The 22930-nt window shown below is 69.5% G+C and carries 25 protein-coding genes; 24 read left to right on the top strand and 1 reads right to left on the bottom strand.

Annotation, left to right across the window (positions count from 1 at the left end):
* The first annotated feature begins 329 nt into the window (after positions 1 to 329).
* The 23 genes from LIV37_RS27130 to LIV37_RS27020 all read left to right on the top strand — a co-directional run bounded on the left by LIV37_RS27130 (position 330) and on the right by LIV37_RS27020 (position 20390).
* A complete protein-coding gene (locus LIV37_RS27130) occupies positions 330 to 776 on the top strand; it encodes a helix-turn-helix domain-containing protein (protein WP_020870285.1) in 447 nt (148 codons plus the stop codon).
* Between the two features lie 2 nt (positions 777 to 778).
* Positions 779 to 2023, top strand: a complete 1245-nt coding sequence (locus tag LIV37_RS27125; RefSeq protein ID WP_020870284.1) for a PBSX family phage terminase large subunit — start codon at positions 779 to 781, stop codon at positions 2021 to 2023.
* Positions 2024 to 2491: 468 nt separating this feature from the next.
* Complete coding sequence (locus LIV37_RS27120; protein WP_020870283.1) at positions 2492 to 3919, top strand: phage portal protein; 1428 nt, start codon at positions 2492 to 2494, stop codon at positions 3917 to 3919.
* A 19-nt stretch (positions 3920 to 3938) separates the two neighbouring features.
* The gene (locus LIV37_RS27115) at positions 3939 to 5897 is read left to right on the top strand and encodes a phage minor capsid protein (protein WP_020870282.1); all 1959 of its coding nucleotides are present in this window, start codon (positions 3939 to 3941) and stop codon (positions 5895 to 5897) included.
* A gap of 12 nt (positions 5898 to 5909) precedes the next feature.
* Positions 5910 to 6068, top strand: coding sequence for an Rmf/CrpP fold protein (locus LIV37_RS52655; RefSeq protein ID WP_373920656.1), 159 nt, complete (start codon positions 5910 to 5912; stop codon positions 6066 to 6068).
* A gap of 88 nt (positions 6069 to 6156) precedes the next feature.
* Positions 6157 to 6834, top strand: a complete 678-nt coding sequence (locus LIV37_RS27110; RefSeq protein ID WP_254807118.1) for a hypothetical protein — start codon at positions 6157 to 6159, stop codon at positions 6832 to 6834.
* 15 nt (positions 6835 to 6849) lie between these two features.
* Positions 6850 to 7707 carry a N4-gp56 family major capsid protein gene (locus tag LIV37_RS27105; RefSeq protein ID WP_020870280.1) on the top strand — a complete coding sequence of 286 codons (858 nt, stop codon included), beginning with the start codon at positions 6850 to 6852 and terminating at the stop codon, positions 7705 to 7707.
* The gene (locus LIV37_RS27100) at positions 7704 to 7853 is read left to right on the top strand and encodes a hypothetical protein (protein ID WP_158634884.1); all 150 of its coding nucleotides are present in this window, start codon (positions 7704 to 7706) and stop codon (positions 7851 to 7853) included. The genes LIV37_RS27105 and LIV37_RS27100 overlap by 4 nt, the downstream gene beginning before the upstream one ends.
* A 3-nt stretch (positions 7854 to 7856) precedes the next feature.
* A complete protein-coding gene (locus LIV37_RS27095; protein ID WP_020870279.1) occupies positions 7857 to 8246 on the top strand; it encodes a head-tail connector protein in 390 nt (129 codons plus the stop codon).
* Complete coding sequence (locus LIV37_RS27090; RefSeq protein ID WP_020870278.1) at positions 8243 to 8563, top strand: hypothetical protein; 321 nt, start codon at positions 8243 to 8245, stop codon at positions 8561 to 8563. Before LIV37_RS27095 ends, LIV37_RS27090 begins: the two co-directional genes overlap by 4 nt.
* A complete protein-coding gene (locus LIV37_RS27085; protein WP_020870277.1) occupies positions 8560 to 8913 on the top strand; it encodes a hypothetical protein in 354 nt (117 codons plus the stop codon). The genes LIV37_RS27090 and LIV37_RS27085 overlap by 4 nt, the downstream gene beginning before the upstream one ends.
* Positions 8906 to 9319, top strand: a complete 414-nt coding sequence (locus tag LIV37_RS27080; RefSeq protein WP_020870276.1) for a minor capsid protein — start codon at positions 8906 to 8908, stop codon at positions 9317 to 9319. Before LIV37_RS27085 ends, LIV37_RS27080 begins: the two co-directional genes overlap by 8 nt.
* 12 nt (positions 9320 to 9331) lie before the next feature.
* Positions 9332 to 9799 carry a phage tail tube protein gene (locus LIV37_RS27075; protein ID WP_086882423.1) on the top strand — a complete coding sequence of 156 codons (468 nt, stop codon included), beginning with the start codon at positions 9332 to 9334 and terminating at the stop codon, positions 9797 to 9799.
* Positions 9796 to 10275 carry a hypothetical protein gene (locus LIV37_RS27070; protein WP_121825244.1) on the top strand — a complete coding sequence of 160 codons (480 nt, stop codon included), beginning with the start codon at positions 9796 to 9798 and terminating at the stop codon, positions 10273 to 10275. The genes LIV37_RS27075 and LIV37_RS27070 overlap by 4 nt, the downstream gene beginning before the upstream one ends.
* A 233-nt stretch (positions 10276 to 10508) precedes the next feature.
* A complete protein-coding gene (locus LIV37_RS27065; RefSeq protein WP_020870273.1) occupies positions 10509 to 12920 on the top strand; it encodes a phage tail tape measure protein in 2412 nt (803 codons plus the stop codon).
* A 3-nt stretch (positions 12921 to 12923) separates the two neighbouring features.
* Positions 12924 to 13856, top strand: a complete 933-nt coding sequence (locus LIV37_RS27060) for a phage distal tail protein (RefSeq protein WP_020870272.1) — start codon at positions 12924 to 12926, stop codon at positions 13854 to 13856.
* A gap of 15 nt (positions 13857 to 13871) precedes the next feature.
* Positions 13872 to 14876: a hypothetical protein gene (locus tag LIV37_RS27055; RefSeq protein ID WP_020870271.1), complete on the top strand. Its 1005-nt coding sequence runs from the start codon at positions 13872 to 13874 to the stop codon at positions 14874 to 14876.
* Between the two features lie 536 nt (positions 14877 to 15412).
* On the top strand, positions 15413 to 16492 hold the full coding sequence (locus LIV37_RS27050) for a hypothetical protein (protein WP_243146159.1): 1080 nt from the start codon (positions 15413 to 15415) through the stop codon (positions 16490 to 16492).
* Positions 16493 to 17476, top strand: coding sequence for a hypothetical protein (locus LIV37_RS27045; protein WP_020870269.1), 984 nt, complete (start codon positions 16493 to 16495; stop codon positions 17474 to 17476).
* 13 nt (positions 17477 to 17489) lie between these two features.
* Entirely contained in the window at positions 17490 to 19085 is a 1596-nt protein-coding gene (locus tag LIV37_RS27040; protein WP_020870268.1) for a collagen-like triple helix repeat-containing protein, read from the top strand.
* A 66-nt stretch (positions 19086 to 19151) separates the two neighbouring features.
* Positions 19152 to 19892 (top strand): GH25 family lysozyme, encoded by a 741-nt coding sequence (locus LIV37_RS27035; protein WP_020870267.1) that lies wholly within the window; start codon positions 19152 to 19154, stop codon positions 19890 to 19892.
* A gap of 7 nt (positions 19893 to 19899) precedes the next feature.
* Positions 19900 to 20136 (top strand): hypothetical protein, encoded by a 237-nt coding sequence (locus LIV37_RS27025; RefSeq protein WP_020870266.1) that lies wholly within the window; start codon positions 19900 to 19902, stop codon positions 20134 to 20136.
* Entirely contained in the window at positions 20133 to 20390 is a 258-nt protein-coding gene (locus LIV37_RS27020) for a hypothetical protein (protein ID WP_020870265.1), read from the top strand. The genes LIV37_RS27025 and LIV37_RS27020 overlap by 4 nt, the downstream gene beginning before the upstream one ends.
* 86 nt (positions 20391 to 20476) lie before the next feature.
* Here LIV37_RS27020 and LIV37_RS27015 read toward each other — a convergent pair whose 3' ends face one another.
* On the bottom strand, positions 20477 to 21352 hold the full coding sequence (locus LIV37_RS27015; protein ID WP_020870264.1) for a GIY-YIG nuclease family protein: 876 nt from the start codon (positions 21350 to 21352) through the stop codon (positions 20477 to 20479).
* Between the two features lie 125 nt (positions 21353 to 21477).
* Between LIV37_RS27015 and LIV37_RS27010 the strand changes: the two genes are divergently transcribed.
* On the top strand, positions 21478 to 22788 hold the full coding sequence (locus LIV37_RS27010; RefSeq protein ID WP_020870263.1) for a DNA cytosine methyltransferase: 1311 nt from the start codon (positions 21478 to 21480) through the stop codon (positions 22786 to 22788).
* Positions 22789 to 22930: the final 142 nt, after the last annotated feature.

Genomic DNA, 22930 nt, shown 5'->3' with positions numbered 1-22930 from the left:
TGCGCCTCGTCACCCTGGTGGTCGTACTCACGTTCGCGGCCCTCACGGTCGCCGCAGCGCTCGCCGGCCTGCTAGCGGCGCGGCACGCGGGCCTCTTCTGAGGCCGACGATGTTGCATCGCACCGGGTGCGGTAACAACATCATCCCGTCGTGACTGATCGAGGGCCGCAGCCCCGTGCGCCACCCCGAAAGGCCGCTTGCGTCGTTACCGTTCCGTGACCTATTGTCGGTGGTGCCTCCGGCGTGCCCGGAAACATCCTCGACTCGTACGCCCCGCCGACTTCCCCCCTCGGCGGGGCGTACGCATGACTCCGTCGGGAGGTGACGCCGTGGCCGAGCCGATCACCGAGCGGGACCATGAGCAGGTGCGCCGCCTGCACGCTGAGGGCAAGTCGCGCAACGCCATCGCCCGTGTCATCGGTCGCAGCGCCGCCACCGTGAGCAAGATCGCGGGGTTGGAGGGGCTCACGTTCAGCGGGGGCGCACGGGTCGCCGCCGCGACCGAGGCCCGGAGGGCCGATGCCGCCGCACGACGCGAGCTGCTCGCCGACGAGTCGCTCGACGGTGCCCTGCGGCAGGTCGAGCGCGTCGGGGGTGCTGATTCCGCCCGCGATGCCCGCGACCATGCCACCGCCGCCCGCGCGCTCACCGAGGTGCACGCCCGGGTATCCGAACTCGCCCGCCAGACCGGCACCGGCAGCGCCGGGGGCTCGATGCTCGACCGCCTCGCCGACGCCCTGCTCGGACCGGCCGGAGGTGACAGCGGGGAGGGCTGACCGTGTCCGCGCCCGCCCCGCTGTCCACCAAGCAACTCGACTCCATCCGGCAGGCAACCGCCCGCATCAACCTTTGGCACGGCTCAGTACGGTCCGGAAAAACCATCGCGTCACTGCTGGCGTTCCTGCTCGCCGTCCGCCGCGCCCCGGCATCCGGGCTGATCCTGATTGCCGGGCGGTCGCTGCAAACAATCGAGCGGAACATCATCGAGCCGTTGCAAGACCCGGTGTTGTTCGGCGCAGCGGCCGACGAGGTACGGCACACCCGCGGCGCCACGACCGCGAGCATTCTGGGCCGGACCATGCACCTGATCGGCGCGAGCGACGCGCGGGCCGAGGGCCGGCTGCGCGGCCTCACCGCCTCACTGGCCTATGTCGACGAGGTCACGCTGCTGCCCGAGGCGTTCTTCGTGCAGCTCCTCGCCCGGCTGTCCGTGCCCGGTGCTCGACTGCTCGGCACTACGAACCCTGACTCGCCGCGGCACTGGCTCAAAGTCGGGTACCTCGACCGGCAGCGCGAACTCGACCTCGCATCCTGGCATTTCAAGCTCGCGGACAACCCGAGCTTGTCGTCTGCATACGTCGCGTCGCTCGCCGCCGAGTACGTCGGGCTGTGGCGCCGACGCATGATCGATGGGGCGTGGGTCGTCGCCGAGGGCGCCGTTTACGACGTCTGGGACGAGCAGCGGCACGTCGTCGACGCCCTGCCCCCGATGCGCCGGCACTGGGCCGCCGCAGACTACGGCACAACCAACCCGTTCGCCGCCTTGGTGCTTGGCCTCGGCGACGACGACCGGCTGTACGTCGTCTCGGAATGGCGCCACGACAGCAAGACCGCGCACCGGCAGATGACCGACGCGCAGTACAGCGAGGCCGTCCGTGCGTGGCTCGCACGGCAGCATGTAGAGCCCGAGTGGACGTTCATCGACCCGTCGGCTGCTTCATTCATCACACAGCTATGGGCCGACGGGCACCCGGGCGTCACCCGGGCCGACAACGACGTGAAGGCCGGCATCCGCAGTGTGTCGTCGGCCCTCGCCGCCGGCCTGTTGTACGTGCACGAGTCGTGCGCTGGCCTGCTCGACGAAATCCCCGGTTACTCCTGGGACCCGGCCGCCACTGCCAAGGGCGAAGACCGGCCCATCAAGACCGCCGACCACTCCATCGACGCACTGCGCTACGCCGTGCACTCCACCGCGCACGAGTGGCGCCACCTGCTCACGTCAGCACTCAGCGCAGACGCCTAGCGCTTCGTGTACTGACTCAAAATGCCCATGCCACTAAGGCACGCGGGAACAGCAGCCATCCAAAAGCCGTCCTCATCGTGGGCCCACAAGAGTCCCGCTGTTACTGACACGACAAGCACGATCCAACAAAGGTAGAGAAACCGGCGCCGAGACCGTGCAATGCGAGAAGCAACCGCATGTTGGCGTTGGCGTTCGGCATCTTCGGCAGCCCACGCACTCTCCGTGCGGTCCCGCAACCGTGCCTGGAAAGCCGCTTGTTCGGCGTCCTGCGGGACGTTCAGATTGACCTCCCGAATAGACCCAGCCTGCACGACGGGACCCTCGGCACTACCACTGAACTCATTTCGCGTGTACGGCCGCTCACTCATGGGGTGTGAAGATACGCCCGCCACTCTCAAGATCACCACTGGAGGGCCGATGCCTCTGCCGGTTAACGGCGCCCTGTGGCCACCCAGGAACGTCGCCCCTATGTACGCCGACATCCGTGCCGACGACGCTTGGTACAGCGGCGACCCGAAGAAGCTCGCCGACGTCTACCGGCACGCCCCGCAGCATCGCCACGACGGCCGTCGGCGACTGTGGGGTCGGCACCGGCCGCCGCACAAGCGCGAGCAACGGCTGCACATCCCGCTCGCCGGCGAGATCGCGCAGACGTCTGCCGACCTGCTGTTCGCCGACACGCCCGTCGTCACGGTGGCGGACACCGCGACGCAGGACCGCCTCGACGTCCTGCTCGACGCTGGCGGCGTGCCCGAGCTACTGCTCACCGCGGCCGAGACCGCCGCCGCCCTGTCGGGGGTGTTCCTGCGCGTCACATGGGACAAGGCCACCGCGCCCGACCGGCCCCTGCTCACCGCCGTACACCCCGACCAGGCCGTACCCGAGTGGTCGTTCGGCATCATGCAGGCCGTGACGTTCTGGCGGGCCCTGCCCTCGACGTCGTCGACGGTATGGCGCCACCTCGAACGGCACGAGCGAGGCCGCATCCTGCATGGCCTGTACGAGGGGACCGACGACCAGCTCGGCCGCCGCGTGCCCCTCACCGAACACCCGGACACCGCCGGCCTCGCCGACTCCCTCGGCGAGCAGGGCGACGCCATCGAAACCGGCGTCGACATGCTCACGGCTGTCTACGTCCCCAACATCGCCCCCAACCGCAGGCACCGCGGCGCCCCGTGGGGCCGCAGTGATCTACAGGGCGTGCATGACCTGCTCGACGCCCTCGACGAAACGTGGTCGTCGTGGCTGCGCGACATCCGCCTCGCCCGGGCCCGGCTGATCGTGCCCGACGGGTACCTGCGCAGCAACGGCCCCGGCCGGGGCGCCACGTTCGATGACGACCGGGAGGTATGGCAGACGCTCGCCATCCCTCCGACCGAACAGGGCAACGGCATCACGTTGTCGCAGTTCGCTATCCGTGTCGAAGAGCACCGGACGACCGCCGAGGCGATCGTGCGGCAGGCCACGACAGCGGCCGGCTACTCTCCCGCGTCCGTCGGATTGGACGGAGATGGGGCAGCAGTCACCGCAACGGAGATTGCCGCGCGTGACCATCGGTCGATGGTGACCCGCGGGAAGAAGGGTCGGTATTGGCGCCGCGGCGTCGCCGATATCCTGCACGTCCTGCTCGCCGTCGACCGCGTCCAGTTCGACAGCAGGATCACGCCCGAGCGGCCGACGGTCGACATTGGCGACGGAGTCGCCGAGGACCCCACGAGCACCGCGCAGACTCTCGCCCTGCTCACGCAGGCGCAGGCCGTCAGCACCGATACCAAGGTGCGCGCGTTGCATCCGGACTGGGACGACACTGCGGTCGCCGAGGAAGTCGAGCGCATCCTCGCCGAGACCGGCCAGGCCGCCCCCGACCCCGTCGGAACCTTCCCGCTCGCCGCCTGATCGGGGGTGCACGTTGCCTGTGTCCCCCGATCAGGTCGAGTACCTCGCCGCCACGACTGTCGACCTGTACGCCGACGTCGAGCAGCACCTGCTCGCCCTGGTTGCCCGGCAGCTCGCCGCCGGTATGGAGGCGCCCGGGTGGGCCGTCGCCAAGCTCGCCGCTCTCTCCCCGCTCCGCCGCGCGGCCGACGCCCTGCTCGACGTCCTCGCCGGACAGGTCGACGCCGAGGTACGTCGCGTCGTCGCCGAGGCGTACGAGTCCGGCCGACACTCCGCCCTCGCCGAGCTGGGCGTGCTGGCGGACGAGGACCGGCGCACCGTCACCGAACACACCCCGCAGGCGCAGGCCGTCGACCGCCTCGCCGCCGAGACCATCGAGACCGTCACCGCCACGCACCGCGGGATTCTGCGGGCCGTCGAGGACGGGTACCGGCAAGTCGTCGCCGAGGCCACCGCGGCGCCCCTGCTCGGTACGGAGACGCGCAGGCAGGCCACCCAGCAGGCCATGATCCGGTTTGCCGACCGGGGCGTGTCATCGTTCCGGGACCGTGCCGGCCGACGTTGGGCCCTGACGTCGTATGCCGAGATGGCCGTGCGCACCAGCGTTGCCCGGGCGGCGACCGAGGCGCACATGACCACGCTCGCCGCCGGCGGCGTCGACCTGGTCGTCGTCTCCAACTCGCCGCGCGAGTGCCCGCTGTGCCGACCGTGGGAGCGCGCCGTACTGTCCATCGGCGGCCCGGACGGACCCCGCACGGTCCACGTCGAGCACGCCGTCGAAGACGGCCGCATGGTCCGGGTGAACGTCGCCGGATCACTCGACGAAGCGCGCCGCGCAGGGTTGCAGCACCCCAATTGCCGGCACTCCGTCAGCGGCTACACCCCCGGCGTCACCCGCACCGAGGACGCGACGCCCGACCCGGCAGGCTACGAAGCAGGCCAACGGCAACGCGCCATTGAGCGGAAGATCCGGCGGTACAAGAACCGCGCCGCCGCGGCCACCACCCCGGAGGGCAAGCGCGCGGCAGAGGCCAAGGTGCGCCAGTGGCAAGGCGCCATGCGCGACCACCTCGCCGCACACCCGGACCTGCGCCGCCTACGGGCGCGCGAGCAGCGCGGGGCGTCCAACCTGCCCACCCCGACCACCACCCCGCCGGCCGACGTCATGCAGGCCGCCCGCGTGCGCGCCGGCGACGACGCCACCCTGCGCGAGATGACCGACGAGCAACTCGGCGCCGCCATCCGCCCGGGCGTCCTCGACGACCGCGGCATCGCCCGGATCGAAGCCGAAGCGGACCGCCGCGACGAGGCCGAGCTGCGCGCCGCCATCTTCCCCACCGGCCGCCTGCTCGACGATCTCACCGGCACCGGCGACGACGTCCTCGCATGGGCGCAGCAGCACGCCACCGACGACGAGCTGCTGCACATCGCGGCCGAGTACGACCGCCGGTACCCCCAGCCGGCACCGGACTACCCCGAGCCGACCGGCGACCCGGTCGAGGACGCCCTCGCCGTCGACGCCGCCCTCGACGAGGCCCTCGCCCCCGGGGCGCCGTCGGAGACATGGGGCCGCGTCGACGACGCCGAGCCGTCCCTCGCCGATGCGGCGACGCCCGAGAGGGTCGCGGAACTGGCCGAGATTGCCGATATGCGCGAGGCCAGCCGACCGACCCGCAAGCAGGCGCGCGCCCTGTACGACGAGTGGGTTTACACCCAGTGGCTACAGGCCGAGGAGGAATGCCGGGGCGTCCTGCTCAACCGTCGCGGAGAGGCCGCCGGTATCGATCCTGTCTCGCTCTTCTCCGGTCCGGCCCGGTCCGCATACGCTTACGCTTCTGAGGAGTTGAAACGCTGGTGGGGCACCCACCCGCGCAAGACGCAACAGCAGTTCGTCGCCGAGGCGACAGGCCAGAACCGGCGCGACATCGAGATATCGCAGCGTGCGGAGAACGACGCGCGCAACCGGCACGACGCGTAGTGAGGGGCAGCAGTGGCCAGCAGGGTTGAACTGACCCGAGCACTCATTGCGGGCCGCAACGCCGCCCGGGCGAATCAGCCCGCGACTGCCTGCCCGCACCCCGAGCGCACGCTCGCCCGCGCCGCGTGGATTCGCGGGTACGCGCAGGTCCGGCCGATCGCCGCCGCGTAGCGCTCAGCACCCGCACTCACCCCAAGGGGCTCGCCGTCGGCGGGCCCCTTCCGCATGTCCCCACACCGTCACGGAGGGCCGACCAGCCATGCCCGAAAGCCAGACCCCCGCCGCCCCGTCCACCCCGGCCGCCGACCCCGCCGCGACGCCGAGTACGCCACCGGCCGCACCGACGCCGCCTGTCGCCCCGCCGGCCGCACCCGCGACCCCTGCGGCGCCGACCGTCGACCCGGCCGCGGAGCAGCGCGCCACCGCCGCGGAGCAGGCCGCGCAGCAAGCCAAGACTGAGCGCGACGAGCTGCTCGCCGGCCTGCGCCGTGTCCTCGACCCGAACGGCGCCGCGGCCGAGCAGGACCCGGCCGCCCTCGCCGCGCAGGCCACCACCGAGCGCGACCAGGCGCAGGCCGAGGTACGCCGACTGCGCGTGGAGCTGGCCGCGCACCAGGCCGCGCACGGCGCCGGCGCCGACCCGGCCCGGCTGCTGGACTCCCGCGCCGTCGAGCGGCAGCTCTCCGACCTCGACCCGGACGACGCCAAGTTCGGCGACAAGCTCGCCGCCGTCATCACGGCCGCCGTCGAAGCCAGTCCCCACCTGCGCGCCGAGGGCACCCCGGCCGGGCCGCCCCAGGGCGGCGCCGACTTCACCCCCGGCAGCACCCCGACGCCGACGGCCGACCAGTTCGCGCGCATGAGCTACGGCGAGCGCGTCGAGCTGCACCAGTCCGACCCCGACCTGTACGCGCGGCTGTCCGCCGCATCCGAGTAAGGAGGGCATCACCCCATGCCCGCAGGAAAGACCACCGCGGCACAGATGATCGTGCCCGACGTCTGGGCCGACATGGTGCAGGCGAAGTTCAAGGGGGCGTTGATCCTGGGCACGCTCGCCCTCGACGACAACACCCTCGAAGGCAAGCCCGGCGATACGGTCAACTTCCCCAAGTGGACCGCTCTGGGCGAGGCCGAGGACCTCACCGAGGGCACGCCGATGACCCCCGAGCAGCTCGGCACCGACCCGGGCAACTCGGCCACCATCAAGGAAGCCGGTAAGGCCGTCGAGCTGACGGACAAGAGCCGGCTTGTGGCGTTCGGCGACCCGTACGCGGAGACGCAGCGGCAGCTCGGCGTACTGATCGCCCGGAAGATCGACAAGGACCTGACCGCCGCTGCCGAGGCCCCCGGCGTGATCACCGTGGACGCCTCGACCGCCGCCCTGTCCTGGAACGTCATGGTCTCCGGCATCGAGAAGTTCGGGGACGAGTGGGACCCCGACAACATGGCCGGCCTGGTCATCCACAGCGTGCAGCGCGCCGCCCTGCTGCGCGATCCGAACTTCATCTCGGCCGACAAGCTCGGAGCAGGCGCCGTCATCCCGCGCGGTGTGATCGGGCAGGTGGGCGGCGTGAACATCTACGTTTCCGACCGCGTCACCAAGACCGGCACCGGGGCCGACACCACGTACAATGCGCTGCTGCTCCGGCGCGGCGCCCTCGGCCTGCTCTACAAGCGCCGGCCCATCGTCGAGACCGACCGCGACATCCTCGCGCGTACCACGGTCGTCACCACGAACGTGCACTACGCCACGCACCGACTCGACGACGAGGGCGTCGTCGTGCTGAAGACCAAGGGGGCCGCCGCGTGATGCTGCGCCGGTACCACCGGCCGCCGCCGGACGCCGAGCCGTCCGACCAGGCCGCCGCAGAGCAGCCCGCCAACGCCCCGCAGGCACAGCAGCCCGCGGGGCGTTCTGTTGCCCGCAACAAGGCCGCCAAGACCGACGGGAGGTGAGCAGTGGGCAGCGTCTACGCCACCCGCGAGCAGCTCGCCACGTACACCGGCGCCCCGGCCCCCGAGGGCGCCGAGCGGCTGCTCGCCCGCGCGTCCGAGGACATCGACGCTGCCCTGCTCACCGCCTACTACGCCACCGACCCGGATGGGGACCCTACCGAGCAGCACGTCGTCGACGCGTTGCGGGATGCCACCTGCGCACAGGTCGAGTACCAGCTCGCCACGGGCGACGACGGCACCGGAGCGGCCGGCGTCTGGGACGCCGTCAGCATCGGCCCCGTATCCCTGTCCGGCCGCAGGGCAGGCCCGCCTGCGGCATCCGGCGTCGACCTCGCCCCCCGCGCTCACCGGGCCCTACTGCGGGCCGGTCTGCTCCCGGGGGTGATCTGGTGAGAGTCCCCGACGCCCTGCTGCGCCACCGCGTGACCGTCGAGCCCTACCTCGGCGACACCGCGTACGGCCCGACCTACGGGCCGCCCGTGCCGAACGTGCGCGCCCTGGTCGCCGCCACCGTGCGGCAGGTGCGGCGCGCGAGCGACGGCCGCGAAGTCGTCAGTACCGCGCAGGTGATCACCGCGCCCGGCCTGACCTGCCCGCCCGGCAGTCGCGTGACCCTGCCCGACGGACGGATGACCACCGCCATTGCCACCGCCGAGCACACCGCGCCCGGCCTGCCCGTCCCGGCCTGTACGGAGGTGAGTTGCGAATGACGCAGCGTGCCCGCCTCACATGGAACGGGGCCGCCGCGCTACGCGGCACCCGCGCCGGCGCCGCCCGCGGCCTGCGCCTGGCCGCCGAGCACGTCCTCGAACGCTCCCGCGCCCGCGTCCCGATCGAAGAGGGCACCCTCGAACGCTCCGGCGTCGCGTCCGTCGACGAGGACACCCTGACCGCCGGCGTGTCCTACGACACCCCGTACGCGGCCCGCGTGCACGAAGACCTCAACGCGCGCCACGACGCCGGCCGGACCGCGAAGTACCTCGAAGGTCCGTTGACGGAGGAGCAGGGCACCGTCGCCGAGATCATCGCCGCGCAGGTCCGGCGGTCGCTCCGTGGCTGACCTGCTCGACGGCATCGCCCGATGGCTCGACGACGTCGGCCTGCTCACCTACGACCCGACCGGCCGTACGGGCGACTGCTTCATCGAGGCCATGCCCGCCACACCGGACGCCGCCGTATCGCTGGCCCTGTACGACGGGCCCGCCCCGGCCGCCCGGGACGACGCCGACACCCCGCGCCTACAGGTGCGCGTGCGCGGCGGCCCCGACCCGCGGCTGTCCCGTCGCCGCTGTACCGCCGTGTACCGCGCTCTGCACGGTCTCGCCGGCGTCGAGCTGGCCGATGGTACGTGGCTCACCCTCGCCGCCGCCCGCGGCACCCCCGCCCCTCTGGGGCCCGACAGCAGCGGCCGGCACGAGCACGTCGTGAATTTCGACCTTGACGTGTCCGGCCCCACCGAACCGTAAGGAGGTACCCCGATGGCAGGCGGAAGGCCGATTGACGCCCGCGGGTGGATTTTCGAAGTGGAGGACGCCGACGCCGGCGCCGAGACGTGGCTGCCGATCTCCGGTATCACCACCTTCACGCACAACCCCGGAGAGAACGAGGAAACCGTCGACACAACGGCGTTTGACTCCGAGGGTCTGTACGAGCAGGACGTGATGCAGCGGGGCGCGACGCTGGAAGTCGAGGGGCAGTACCGCATCGACAAGACCACCAAGGCGCAGGACCCGGGGCAGGCGTACATCGACCACGAGTGGGCGCAGCGTCTCGGCATCGACTCCCGGAACCGCGTGCGGTGGCGCCACAACACGCAAACGCAGTGGGTGATCTGGGATGCGACCGTGACCCCTGGTGAGCAGGGCGGGGGCAACAACGACAAAACGAGTTGGTCGGCCACCATCACCCGGTGCGGCGCCCCGACGTCCGCGGCGGTGGCCCCGTGACCGACCTCGCCCTCGCCGACGTCGACCAGGGCGACGAGCGGCAGCTCGCCGCCGGCGGGCCTGCTGACTTCGACGCGTTTTTCGCCGAGGAGTCCGCCACCCGGCCGCGCGAGCAGCTCACGCTCTACGGCACCACGTACACCCTGCCCGAGTCCCTGCCGCTGATGTTCACGTTGCAGATGGAACGCGTCCAGGACTCCAGCGACCCCGCCGACGTCCGCAAGATGCTTGCGACCCTGTACGGGGCCGATGTCCTCGACACGTGGGCCGAACACGGGATGACCGACCGGCAGCTCGGCGTCGTGCTGATCTACTCCGCCGGCAACATCCGCCGCCCGGGCAGCGTCACCATGCAGCGCGCGGCCGAGCTGTACGCCGAGCAGGAAGCGGGAAAAGCCACGGCGCCGAACCGGGCGGCACGGCGCGCGACGACGAAGAAGCGGAAGAAGGCGCCGAGTTCTGGCGCGCGATCCTGACGCACTGGGCCGCCGTCGAGGGCGACCTCGCCCGTGAGTACGGCACCACCGCGCCGGGCCTCGCGCGCATGAGTACGCGCCGCTTCCTGGTCCTGGTCTCCGGCCTCCCCGGCGAGTCCCGGTTCGCCCGCGCATGGGCACGCACGCCCCGGACCGTCACCGATCCCGCAGAAATCGCAGCGATCACCGGCCTACCCGCCGCGTGACCCGACCGCCGGGGGGGGTGAGTGCCTGTGTCCACGCCGCTCACCGTCGGCGAGCTGCTCGCCACCATCACCGTTGACGACGCCCCGGCCGAGGGCGGCATGCAGCGCGCCGAGGCCCGCATGCGCGCCACCGGCGACACCATGGTCGCCGACGCCGACCGGGCCGGACAGCAGGCCGGCGCCGCCCTCGGCGACGGCATGGCCGACGGGAGCGACGACGCGGCACGCGCCGGCGCCGACGGGCTGAAGGCTTTCGGATGGGCCGCCCTCGGCGCAGGCATCGGGGCCGCCATGATGACCGGCGTCGGCGAGGCCCTCGAACAAGCCAAGGTGCCCGGCCAGTTGCAGGCCCAGCTCGGCACCACCGGCCCGGTAGCGGCGAAGTACGGCAAGGTCGCCGGCGACCTGTACGCCGGCGCGATTGTCGATTCGGTCGAAGATGGCGCCGAAGTCATCAAGGGCATTGCGCAAAACGGCCTGCTGCCGCCCGAGGCAACGCAAGCGCAGATCCAGACCATGAGTAAGCGCGTCGCGGACACCGCGGCCGTCATGGGCGAGGACGTCGGAGCCGTGACCCGCGCCGTTGGCGTCATGCTGAAAACGGGCGTCGCCAAATCCGCGGATGAGGCTATGGACGTCCTCGTACGCGGAACCCAGAAGGGCGCGAATTCCGCCGAGGACCTGCTCGACACGTTCACAGAGTACCCAACGCAGTTCCGCGACTTGGGCCTCGACGCGCAGACCGCAATGGGCCTGATACAGCAGGGTCTACAGGGTGGCGCGAGGGATGCGGACACAGTTGCAGACGCGTTGAAGGAATTCGCGATCCACAGTAAGGACATGTCCACGACCAGCGTGCAGGCGTTCAAGGACATTGGCCTTAATGCCGACACGATGGCGGCGACGTTCACCAAGGGCGGCCCGGAAGCCAGTAAGGCACTCGGCGACGTCCTGCAACGCATCAAGGCCATTGAGGACCCGGCAAAGCGGAACGCAACCGCCGTCGCGCTTTTCGGCACCAAGGCCGAGGATCTACAGGGCGCGCTGTTCAAACTCAATCCGTCGACCGCCGTAAAGGCACTTGGCGACGTCAAGGGCGCCACCGACAAGGCCGGCGACGCGATGCGTGACAACGCGGCGACCAAGTTCGAGCAGTTCAAACGCGGACTGACGCAGAAAGTCGTCGGTGTCATTGACGACTACGTCATCCCCATTCTGACCAAGGGTGCCGACTATGCGGTGAAGTTCGGGCAGGGCATCGCCACCGCCGCCGGTTTCGTCTCCGACCACTCGACCGCCTTTACGGTGGCTGCCGGACTGATCACGGCGTTTTTCCTGCCCGCCCTGGTTGCCCTCGCCGCCCAAGCGTGGACGACCACAACCGCCGTCGTCACCGGCTGGATCACGCAGGGCACGGCGCAGGCCGGCGCACTGGCATCGTTCCTAGCCACCAATGCCACGATTCTTGCCGGCTGGATAGCCCAAGGCGCCGGCGCAGCCGCCGCCGCGGTACGCGTGGTTGCCGCGTGGGTCCTGATGGGCGCACAGAGCCTCATACAGGCCGCGCGCATGGCCACAGCGTGGGTGATCGCCATGGGCCCCGTTGCGGCCGTCATTGCCGCTGTTGTCGGTCTGGTTGCGCTGATCGTGGCCAACTGGGACACCATCGTCAACGCGACGAAACACGCGTGGGAATGGGTCTGGAACAAGATCAAGGGCGTTGGTCAGTTACTGCTCGACCTGTTCTTGAACTTCACGCTGGTCGGGATCATCATCGCTCATTGGAACTCGATCAAGTCGGGTACCTCGCGAGTGTGGAATGGCATCGTTTCTTACGTCGGGGCGCTGCCACAGAAGCTCATCAGCTTCTTTACCGGCTGGTCCCTGTCGAGCGTGATTACCCGGCATTGGCAGAGTGCCAAGGATGGATCAGTACGCAAGGCGACCGATCTCGTCAATTGGGTAAGGGGCCTGCCCGACAAGATCACATCGGCTCTTGGGAGTCTCGGCGGCCTGCTGTACGACAAGGGGGCCGACCTTGTCCGGGGCCTGCTCCGTGGCGTTAGGTCAATGGGCGGTTGGCTGAAATCTCAGCTCGTCTCTTTCGCGAAGAACATGATCCCGGGACCGATCGCTAAGGCGCTCGGAATCCATTCACCGTCAAAGGTCATGGCGCGCGAGGTCGGCCGCTGGATTCCCGCCGGCGTCGTCGCCGGTATCCGCTCTGGGCAGGGCGCCCTCGCACGGACCATGTCGCAGCTCGTGACGCCCCCGACCGTTCCCGCCTTCGCCGGCGCCGCCGCCGGTACCGCACCGGCCGGCGCCTTCGGCTATGCCCCGGGGGGCGCGTCCGTGCACATCGAGCATTGGTACGGCGGCGACCAGACGCCGGAGGAGAACGCGGCGGCCCTCGAATGGCGCATGAAGGCGAGGGGATGACGCGTGGCAATCGGCGACAAGGTCACCACGCCCGGGCACGTCCAGCTCGGCGAGCTGCTGCTCGGCCGCGGCACCCCCTACCGGTGGCGTTCCCTCACCGGGTGGGAAGACCTCCCGGCCTTCGACTCCGGCAGCACCCCGCGACCGGCCGCGCACGGCGACATCCTCGGCCGACTGCTGGCACAGTCTCGCGTCGTCACCGTCGACGACATCGTGATACGCGCCCGTCCCGGCGAAATCGGGGGCGTCGTGCAGCAGCTCGGCGACGCAACCGCCGTCACCGACGACGAGATCCCCCTCGTGGTGCAGCTCGACGACCGCGGCCCGCTTCTAGCATGGGTCCGAGTCACGGCCAGGGCCGTACCCGTCGGCCGCGGGTACCGGGTGGGCACCATCACCGGCGCCGCAGTGCAGCTCACCGCATCCGACCCGCGCCGATACGAGCTGCTCGAACACACCGCGCGGGCCGGCCTCCCGGCCGACGAGCCCGGCCTCGACTGGAACACCGGCGAGGACCTGCTCGACGCCGGCCTCGACTGGGCCACCGCCGCCAACATCGACGGTGGCCTCGCATTCGGCACGCCGGGCAGCACGGGCACCCTGACCGCCCGCAACGTCGGCAACGCGCCGGCGCATCCCATCATCGAGTTCCGCGGCCCCGTGTCCATGCCGAGCCTCACGAACCTGGAGACCGGCGACGCCCTCGAATACGACCTCGACCTCGCCGTCGGCGACGTCCTTGTCGTCGACACCGGCGAGGGAACCGCGACGCTCAACAGCACCGCGTCACGGCTCTACACAGCGAGCGCCCGCAGCGTGCCCGAGACCACGTTCACTCTCGCCCCCGGCACGGCCGACATGGCATTCCGGGCCGCCCCGGGATCATCCGACCCCGCCGCATCCGTCGCCGTCCGGTGGCGCTCGGCCTACTGGTAAGGAGGTGGCGCCACCGTGACCGTGCGCGCCGCATGGCTGCTCACCGGACCGCCGGCCGGGCAGACCCGCACCGACACCCGACTCGCCCCACTCGGCACATTCGCGCCCGAGGGCGAGCTGACCACCCGCGACGGAGTGATAGCCGGCGGCGCCCCGCTTACGGCAACCAGCGCCGGCCCCATGCAGGTGCAGCTCGGCATCGGCCGCGCCCTGGTGCAAGGCACCACCGCACAGGGCGCGTACCCCGTCGCCGTGACCGCCCCGGAGACGCTCACCGTTGCCGACGGAGATGCCCAAAACCCGCGCGTCGACTCGCTCGTGCTGCGGGTGTACGACGGCCTGTTCGACGCGTCCGGGCAGACCGCCGTAGCTGTTGAACTGATCAAGGGCGCCCCGGAACCGTCCCCGAGCGAACCCACCCTGCCCGCGTCGTCGCTTCGGCTGTGGTCCATCACCGTCCCGGCCGGTGCGTCCGCCGGCACTGGCGGGATCAACTGGGCATCGGCCCTCGCCGACCGCCGCCGGTACACCTCCTCGTACGGCGGAATCATCCCGCGCGGGTGGGGAACTGACTTCGCCGGCGCCTACGACGGCCAGTACCGCGACGTCGACGGCGTCCTCGAACGCTGGAACGCCAGCGCCGCTCAGTGGGAGACCTACCGGCCACCGCTCAATGTCGAGACCGCAACAACCGGTTTCAGCGTGGCCAGCGGCTACACCCTCAACGGCTACACCGCGCGCCGCACGGGCGGTGTCGCATGGTTCGCCCTCGAAGTGGTGCGTAAGGGTGCACAGCTCGACGTCGGAGCCGCCGGCAACATCAACGACGAGACCCTCGGAACCATCCCGGCCGGGTGGCGCCCGCCAGCCGACTGCGAACTGTCCGTATCGGATGGTTTCGGCGAGGGCACCGCGCGCCTGACGACGGCCGGCGTGCTCTCTCTGCGCACCTGGTCGGGCGAGGGCGCGTTGAGGAACGACCGCAACCTGCGCACCTCAGCTACCTACGTTCTGGCGTGACGTAGACGAGGTTCCAGAATCACCGCCATCGAGCCAACCAAGAGCGCCCATGACCATGAGACTCAGCGTCATCCAGGCAACGAGCGCTCCACCGCCGTACAGCACAGCACCCGGAACAAGAGCGCCGTTTGCGTAGGAGAGAATGCCCGCCACAACACCGACGAGCACTGATGAGACGAATGCCAGGATAACTAGCAGCGCCCGAGTGGCGGAGGCGGAGAAACGCACTGGCCGAACCCTTTCAGTAAGGGTGGTCGACCATCGGCGGGGCAGCCTCAGCTCGACCACCTCGCGATGGTCTGCTGAGACCTAGCGTCAGGACTCATCTTTACCGCGACGCGCCCCCGGAGGAACGCTCAAACCGCGCCGTCGGTCCCCGAGGCAACTCCTCGGGCAGTTGGATGCGCTGGCAGCTTCTCAACGGTCCTCGTTGCCGCTGTCCTGCCAACTCGCCTTTACGGTAACTCTCCTTGTCCCTTGATCGCCACATCAGTTGAGGACGGGGGTGCTCGTTGTCGTCCCCTCCCTATCGCCTCTTGCTATCCGACCTGCGATCCGATCAAGTCCTCGACGCGCTGCCCGTGCAGCAGCTCGCCCTCGACGACTACATAGGCAAGGCCGGCGCCATGTCCGGCACGGTGCCGATCCCGAACGCTGCAACAGCCGCGCGGGCCCGGGCTGCCATCGTCCCGGGCCGCACCGCCGTATGGATCGAGCGAGGGCGCGAGCTGTGGTGGGGCGGCGTCCTGTGGACCGCCACCCTTGCCGCAACAGGCCGCGGAAACCTCGGCGTACAGATACAGGCCGGCACCTGGGACACCTACCTCTCGCACCGGCTGCTGTACGACTCTCTCGAAACCACCGCGCCGACCGATCAGTACGACATCGTCCGCGGCCTGCTCGACTACGTGCAGAACACCCCCGGCGGCGACTTGAGCATCGAGTACGACACCGCCGTATCCGGCGTCCTGCGCGAGCGGAAGTTCAGCCGCTACGACCTGCCAGTGATCCGGGACCTTATCGACCAGCTCGGCGCAGTCGAGGACGGTTTCGAGTGGCGCATCGCCTCGTACCGGGACGCCGACGGCCGCCGCGTGAAGCAGTTGCAGCTCGGCACGCCCACGATCCGTACCGGGCACGCCGACGTCGTCCTCGACTATCCGGGCCCGATCACTTCGTACTCGTGGCCCGTTGACGCCACGGTCCGGGCGAACGCGTGGCAGAGCAGGGGCGCGACGAACAACACCAACCAGACCGCCGACAGCGTCCCCCTCATGTCCGCGCTTCAGCTCGCGGAACAGGACATCGCCGACGGATGGCCGCGGCTGGACGGCAGCAGCGATTACTCGACCGTCGAGCAGCAGGCCACGCTCGACGCGCACGCCGCCGCGGACCTCGCCGCCGCCCGGTCCGGGACGGTTGTCCCCGAGATCACCCTCGACATGACCCGCGCGCCCATCTCCCCCGCGATGCTCGGCTCGACCGTACGCGTCCGCATCCGGGACCTGTGGCACCCCGTACCGCTCGACGCCCGGTACCGCGTCGTCGGCCTCGCCATCACCCCACCCGAACGCGGCCGACCCGAGTCGGCCCGCCTGTATCTGGAGGCCGCGTAAGTGGCAGCAATCCCGCAGGACATCCTCGACCGCATACGCGCCCTCGAAAGACAGGTGCGCGAACTCTCCGGCCGCGCACAGATGCGGCCCGCCCTCAACAGGATCACCAACGGCCGCGTGACCATCGCCGAGGGCGGATCACTGGAAGTCCTCGCCCCCGACGGAACCGGCCTGTTCGGTGTCGGCCAGTTCGGTTCGTTCTGGAACCACCCCGACGGCACCCCACAGCAGGGCGTCATCATGCAGCGCGAGGACGGAACAACGGCGTTCACCATCCGAGCGAGCCCGTCCGCTCAGACAGGCGGCGCCGGCACGCAGGCCGTGAGCATCTGGGACCGCACCGGGCACATCGTGATCGGCGATGACACCACCTCGGGCCGCGGCATCGGATCACCTGCCCTGCCCATGTCGTTTCAGCCGCTCCCCGCCGGCGGCCAGTCCATCACCAGCAGCTCATTTCAAAACTGCTGGTTCGCCTCGATCCAGGCGCACAACCCCGTCGCCACGGTGCAGCTCGAATTCGGCGCCGCCCCGGGCAGCACCTGCGAGGTGAAAGTGCAGTATCGCCTCGCCAGCGAATCAGGCTGGACCGACATCGACACCGATTCCGTCTCGGCCGCATCGTCGGCACCGAACCCTGTCTACAAAACGGCCTGGTACACCTTCCCCCTCGACCGCGCCGAGTTCGAGCAGCTCGTGTTCGTGCGCATCCAGGCCCGGCAGAAGTCCGGTACCGATGGCGTGCTCTGCAACTGCCTCGGTGGCTACACCCGCCGCACCTACGCAGCGTCGGAGATCCCCGCGCCTCCCGCCGCTGTCGCCCCGATGTTCGCTGCCCGGGTAGCCGAGGAGGACGGCCCCGGGCAGGGCGTCGAGGCACCCGTGCAACCTCCCCCCTTCCCCGCGCCGGTCCCCTTCCCCGAGCCCGAACCGGCACCGCCGGCACCGGCCGCTGAGCCTGGTCTGCACCCCATCGACGAGTAAGGAGACGCGGCACGTGCTGCCCGAGTCCATCCCCACCGTGAAAGTCACCGGCCGATACCTCCTGCCGGACGGCACCCCCCTGACCGGCAGCGTGACCTTCCGCGCGCCAGCCGTTCTGACCTTCCCCGACGCCGACGTGATCCTCGGCGGGCCCGTCGTGGCCCAGCTCGACGCCACGGGCGCAATCTCCGTCGTCCTCCCCGCCACCGACGCCCCCGACATGGACCCCGACGGGTGGGCCTACGTCGTCACCGAGCAGCTCGCCGGCGTCACCTCGAACCGCTCGTACGCCATCCTGCTACCGGCCGAACACCCTGCCGCTGACCTCGCCGACATCGCCCCCACCGACCCCGGCAAGCCCAATTACGTGGCAGTCAGGGGCGACTCGGCGTACGAGGTAGCGGTCGAGCAGGGATTCGTCGGCACCGTCGCCGAGTGGCTCGCCTCCCTGATCGGCCCCGCCGGCGTCCAGGGCGATACCGGCGCCACGGGCGCACCGGGCGCACCGGGCGCCGACGCGTACGCCGTCGCCGTCGCGGCCGGATTCCCCGGCACCCGCGAGCAGTGGCTCGCCTCCCTGGTCGGCCCGGCCGGCGAGGCCGGCCCCCGCGGCGAGCAGGGCGCCCCCGGCCGGGACGGGGCACCCGGTGTCGTCCAGTCCGTCAACGGCCAGTCGCAGGCCGCCGTCGTGCTCGCCGCGGCCGACGTCGGGGCGATTCCCTCGACCGCGGTCGGCGCCGCCGGCGGCGTGGCGCAGCTCGACGCGTCCGGCAAGGTGCCCGCCGCGCAGCTCCCGGAGTCCTCCGGCGGGGGCGCGGTGGCGTCCGTCAACGGGTACACCGGCATCGTCAACCTCACCGCTGCGGACGTCGGAGCGCTCACGCAGGCTGCGGCCGACGCCCGGTACCCGCTCACCACCGCCGCCGTTCTGCTCGCCGGTACCCAAACCATCAGCGGCACGAAGACCTTTTCGAGCGTCCCGTCGTCCACCGCCGCGCCGACCGCCGACAACCACCTCGCCCGCAAGTCATACGTGGACGCCCTCGGCGGCGGCGAGTGGCTCCCCTCCGACCATGGCCTCGCAGGATGGGCATTCGACCCCGCCCTCGGCCAGTCAACCGGCCTGTACCCCGGCAGCGGCCCCATACGGGTCACCGCCGTCATCCTGCGCGTACCCGCGACGCTGACCCGCATCGTGTGGTTCGCCACCGGCTACGCCGGCGGTCTGCTCACCGGATCATGGGCCGCGATCTACAACAGCAGCGGCAGCCGCGTCGCGGCGACCGGAGACATGTCGACCGCTGCCTATGAACCGGCCGAAGTCCACACCGCCGGCGGCGCGACGATCACCTCGCCGCTCACCGCCGCCTACTCCGCCCCCGCCGGCGTCTATTACGTCGCGTGGCGGTTGCAGTACAACACCACGACCGGCGACGGCCCGCTGCTGCTCGCCGCCGAATCCGGCGCCGGCGCCCCGCCGAACGTCTTCGGATACACGGCCGTCCGCCGCTTCGGCGTCTACTCGACCGGCGCCGCCACGGCGCCCGCATCCATCACCCTCGCGTCGATGGAAAACGGCGCCAATCGGTACTGGGCCGCCCTCGCTTAACCCGCTCTCACCCGTGCGCCCCTCGCCAGCAGGCAGGGGCTCTTTTCATGTCTGGAGACACCCACCGTGACCGTCAAAGGCATTGACGTCTCGTCCTACCAATCCGCAACGTTCAGCACCTCCGGCCTCGACTTCGTGTTCGTCAAGGCCACCGAAGGCACCTCGTACGTCAACCCGAAGATGCGCGATCAGGTCGCGCACGCTCGCGCGGCTGGCCTGGTCGTTGGCTCCTATCACTTCCTTCGCCCGGGCAGCATGACCGCGCAGGCCGCGTACTTCGTCGAGAAGTGCGCCAGCGTCGAGGGCGACCCCCTGTTCGCCGACTGGGAAGACCCCGGGGTGAGCTGCGCGGACAAGGACAGATTCCTTGCCGAGGTCAAGCGACTGCGAGGCAAGACGCACCGGGTCGGCCTGTACTGCAACCTCGACTACTGGACCCGCCGGGACACCACCAGCAACGCCGGCGACGCCCTGTGGATCGCCGACTACGTCACCGCTGGCAAGCCGCGCATCTCGGCCGCATGGACCTTCCACCAGCACGCCGACCGGCCGCTCGACACCAACGTCGGCAAATTTGCCAACCGGGCCGCCTTGCGCGCCTGGGCGACCAAGTCGAGCAGCGGCTCGACCGGCGGCAGCACGTCGTCGAGCGGCAGCAAGACCACCACGTACAAGGTCAAGAGCGGGGACACCCTGTCAGGAATCGCGACCAAGTTCGGGACGACCGTCGCCAAGCTCTCCAAGGCGAACGGCATCAGCAATCCGAACCGGATCTACGCCGGTCAGACTCTCAATATCGTGAAGTGAGGTACCTGTGTCCTCCGCCAATAAGCGCACCGTCCACACCCTGATTCAGGGGGTCGTCGCGTTCGCCGTCGCCCTGCCCGCCATCGTCAACGCGTCCGGCATCCCCACGTCCCTGCCATGGGTCGCCGGCGCCCTCGCCGTTGCCGGTGGCCTCGCCCGCGTGATGGCACTGCCCGCCGTCGAGGCCCTACTCGACCGCGTCGGCCTCGGCCTGGCTGACAACAACGGGGACGGTAGCGCGTGACCCATTCGGCCCCTCACGAGCCGTCCGTCGCCATCGAGCTGGAGAAGCTACGCGGCACTATGGCCGAGGGGTTCGCCCGGGTCGATGGATCACTCGCCTTGCTCGTGCAGCGGAGCGACCAGACTGACCGGCAACTCGTCGACCACGAGACCCGCCTCGGCGCCCTCGAACGGAGCCGATGGCCCCTGCCGAGCATCGGCGCCCTGGTCGGCCTCGCCGGTCTCGTCCTCGCCGCACTCGCCCAACTCAGATAGAACGAGAGGAGCGCACTCGACGCTGTCCAGCGTGCTCCGCCCACAGCTTGTCGCTGTGGGCGGAGCACGCTGCCAGTTCAGCGACGTTACTCGGCGAACTCAGCGTCCTCGTCCTCGACCGCGTCTTCCGTCTCACTCTTGCTGGGCTTTCGAGTCTTCGGCTTCTGAGTGGAGACCCCGTCAAGCCGGTAGTAATGCCGGGCACTGGGGTAAGTGGAGGGGCTGTCGTCGTACATGATCGCCCAGCCGAGCAGAGCACAGATTTGCCATTTTTCGGGCAGGTACTGCGCGACGAAGCGAAACGCTTCGTCTACGGTCATCTCCCCGTCTGGAACGGTGACAAGCAGCTCCTTAAAGGCGGCCGAGTGTTTGAAGCGGAAGTTGAACGGTATGCCACTCTTGATATCCCCTAGCACCTGGTGCAGTGACTGAACCCCCGGTGTGAGCCCCTCCACCCTTCGGGAAAGGTCGATGGGGAACTCAAGATCGAAGTGGTTGCTCTTGATCACAGTCCGATCGCGATTGCGCCCGGGGTCGTTGTTACCGAAGCCGCGATTGTTCCAGACGATCTTTCCGGTTTTGAGGTGCTCCTTGATCAGCATCTTTTCCGGAGAGACGGAGGAGAGGTCCTCTTCGACAAACAGGCACTTGAACGACATCTCGTCAATGGAAATACCCTCTCGCCCGGAGAGCTTGTAAAGGTGGTTTCCAAGACGATCGGGGAGTGGCTCGTCAGCCTTTCCCACATAGGTGAGCTGGCGCTCCTCGCCGGGCAACTGCCGGAATAGCTGATACACCCCTGACATGTTGGGGAGACCAAGCTTCTCGGCCTGAGGGGCGAGGGCGTCGAGGTTTTCCTGCGTGAGGGGCGCGGGCTCCAAGCGCTTCAGGGCGGCGTATAGCTGCTTGCTCAGCGCCTCCGTGATGCTGAGCCGGAACTGATCGCTGTACCCGTCGGTCATCTGAGCACCTCGCCCGCTACGAAATTCCTGATCACGGCGCAGCCTATCTGGTGCAACTGGGGGACACGCGAGGCAAGTTGCGGGATGGGTCACCATGATCACAAACTCCGCGGTATGCTTCTCTCATGCCCGAGCTGCGAGAAGAACGCCAAGAGGTAGGGACGTGTGTCGAGCTGTTCGCCGGCGGCGGGGGGCTCGCGATGGCTGTGCACGCGGCGGGCTTCCGTCCGCTCCTGGTGAACGAGTTGGCCCCGCGGGCCTGCCAGTCCCTGAAGGACAACCCGCCGAACCCCAAGGAGCCCGAGAAGGGGTGGCCACTCGTCTCCGGCGACGTGAGCAAAATCGACTTCAGCGAGCACGTTACCGAAGAGGTCGACGTTCTCGCCGGTGGACCACCCTGCCAACCCTTCAGTCTGGGGGGAGTCCACAAGGGGACAGAGGACAAGCGGAACATGTTCCCAGAGATGTTCCGTGCCATTCGGGAAATGAGGCCCAAGGCAGTCATCTGCGAGAACGTTCGCGGCCTGCTTCGCCCCTCTTTCAAACCATATTTCAACTATATCCTGAATGAACTGAGCCTCCCCTTCGTGGAGCGCGACGAGGACGCCGCGTGGGAAGACCACAACGAACTCCTTGAGAAGCTGATCGCCAACGAATCGGTTGACCTTTCGGAGCGATACGTCGTCAAGGAGATGGAGGTCAACGCGGCTGACTACGGCGTACCTCAGATTCGGAATCGAGTGATCATCGTCGCGTTCCGCGCTGACCTCGATGTCGACTGGGAAAAGTTCATGCCCGCAAAGACGCACTCCGCTGAGTCGATGATCCACTCCATGCGTGAGGGTGGACCATACTGGAAGCGGCACAAGGTGCCCGCCGATGTTCGCAAACGCGTCATCGCCAACCTTCCCGAACTCGACTACGAGAACGAGAAGGTCAAGGAGAAGCTGAAGCTGGAGCCGTGGCGCACGCTGCGAGACGCCATCGCGGGAATCGACGAGAACGAGGGGAAGCCACTTCCGTACGTTACGGAGGAAGCCGTCGAGAAAAAGATCGAAGTGGACGGTATCACCGACCACGTTGGGTGGCCTGGAGCTCGCATGTACACCGGGCACACCCCGAACGTGCTGGACCGGCCCGCGAAGACCGTCAAGGCGGGGGTGCATGGCGTACCGGGCGGGGAATCCGTCATGCAGCTTGACGACGTCAACTTTGTCAACTTCGGGGGCGGGGACGGATACCGATACATGACCGTGCGTGAGACCGCGCGAGTCATGACGTTCCCTGACCGTTGGATTCTCGACGGACCGCGGGGCGAGAAGATGCGGCAGTTGGGCAACGCCGTGCCCGTCAAGCTCGGGGCGGCCTTCGCGGAAGCTGTCGCCAACGCTCTCAAGTCGGTTGGGGCTCTGGGGGACCCGGAGAAGCGGAAGTGACCGAAGCCGTGAGCGGTCGACAGAGGTGCTGGAAGGATCGGATGCCTCCCGATCGGGCGTGGAAGCCGAGAGCGGGAGTAGGCCGAGAGGCCCGAGCGGCTGAGCAGGACCGGGCCGCCGGTAGCCGGCTCGCTCGCGCGGT

The sequence above is a fragment of the Streptomyces rapamycinicus NRRL 5491 genome, from assembly GCF_024298965.1.
GTDB classification, from domain to species: Bacteria; Actinomycetota; Actinomycetes; order Streptomycetales; family Streptomycetaceae; genus Streptomyces; species Streptomyces rapamycinicus.
This window is presented reverse-complemented; position numbering and strand designations above follow the sequence as displayed.

Coding starts and splice junctions, on each gene's coding strand:
- LIV37_RS27120 (WP_020870283.1), top strand. CDS start 2,492: ATGTACGCCGACATCCGTGCCGACGACGCTTGGTACAGCGGCGACCCG.
- LIV37_RS27110 (WP_254807118.1), top strand. CDS start 6,157: ATGCCCGAAAGCCAGACCCCCGCCGCCCCGTCCACCCCGGCCGCCGAC.
- LIV37_RS27105 (WP_020870280.1), top strand. CDS start 6,850: ATGCCCGCAGGAAAGACCACCGCGGCACAGATGATCGTGCCCGACGTC.
- LIV37_RS27085 (WP_020870277.1), top strand. CDS start 8,560: ATGACGCAGCGTGCCCGCCTCACATGGAACGGGGCCGCCGCGCTACGC.
- LIV37_RS27075 (WP_086882423.1), top strand. CDS start 9,332: ATGGCAGGCGGAAGGCCGATTGACGCCCGCGGGTGGATTTTCGAAGTG.
- LIV37_RS27015 (WP_020870264.1), bottom strand. CDS start 21,352: ATGACCGACGGGTACAGCGATCAGTTCCGGCTCAGCATCACGGAGGCG.
- LIV37_RS27010 (WP_020870263.1), top strand. CDS start 21,478: ATGCCCGAGCTGCGAGAAGAACGCCAAGAGGTAGGGACGTGTGTCGAG.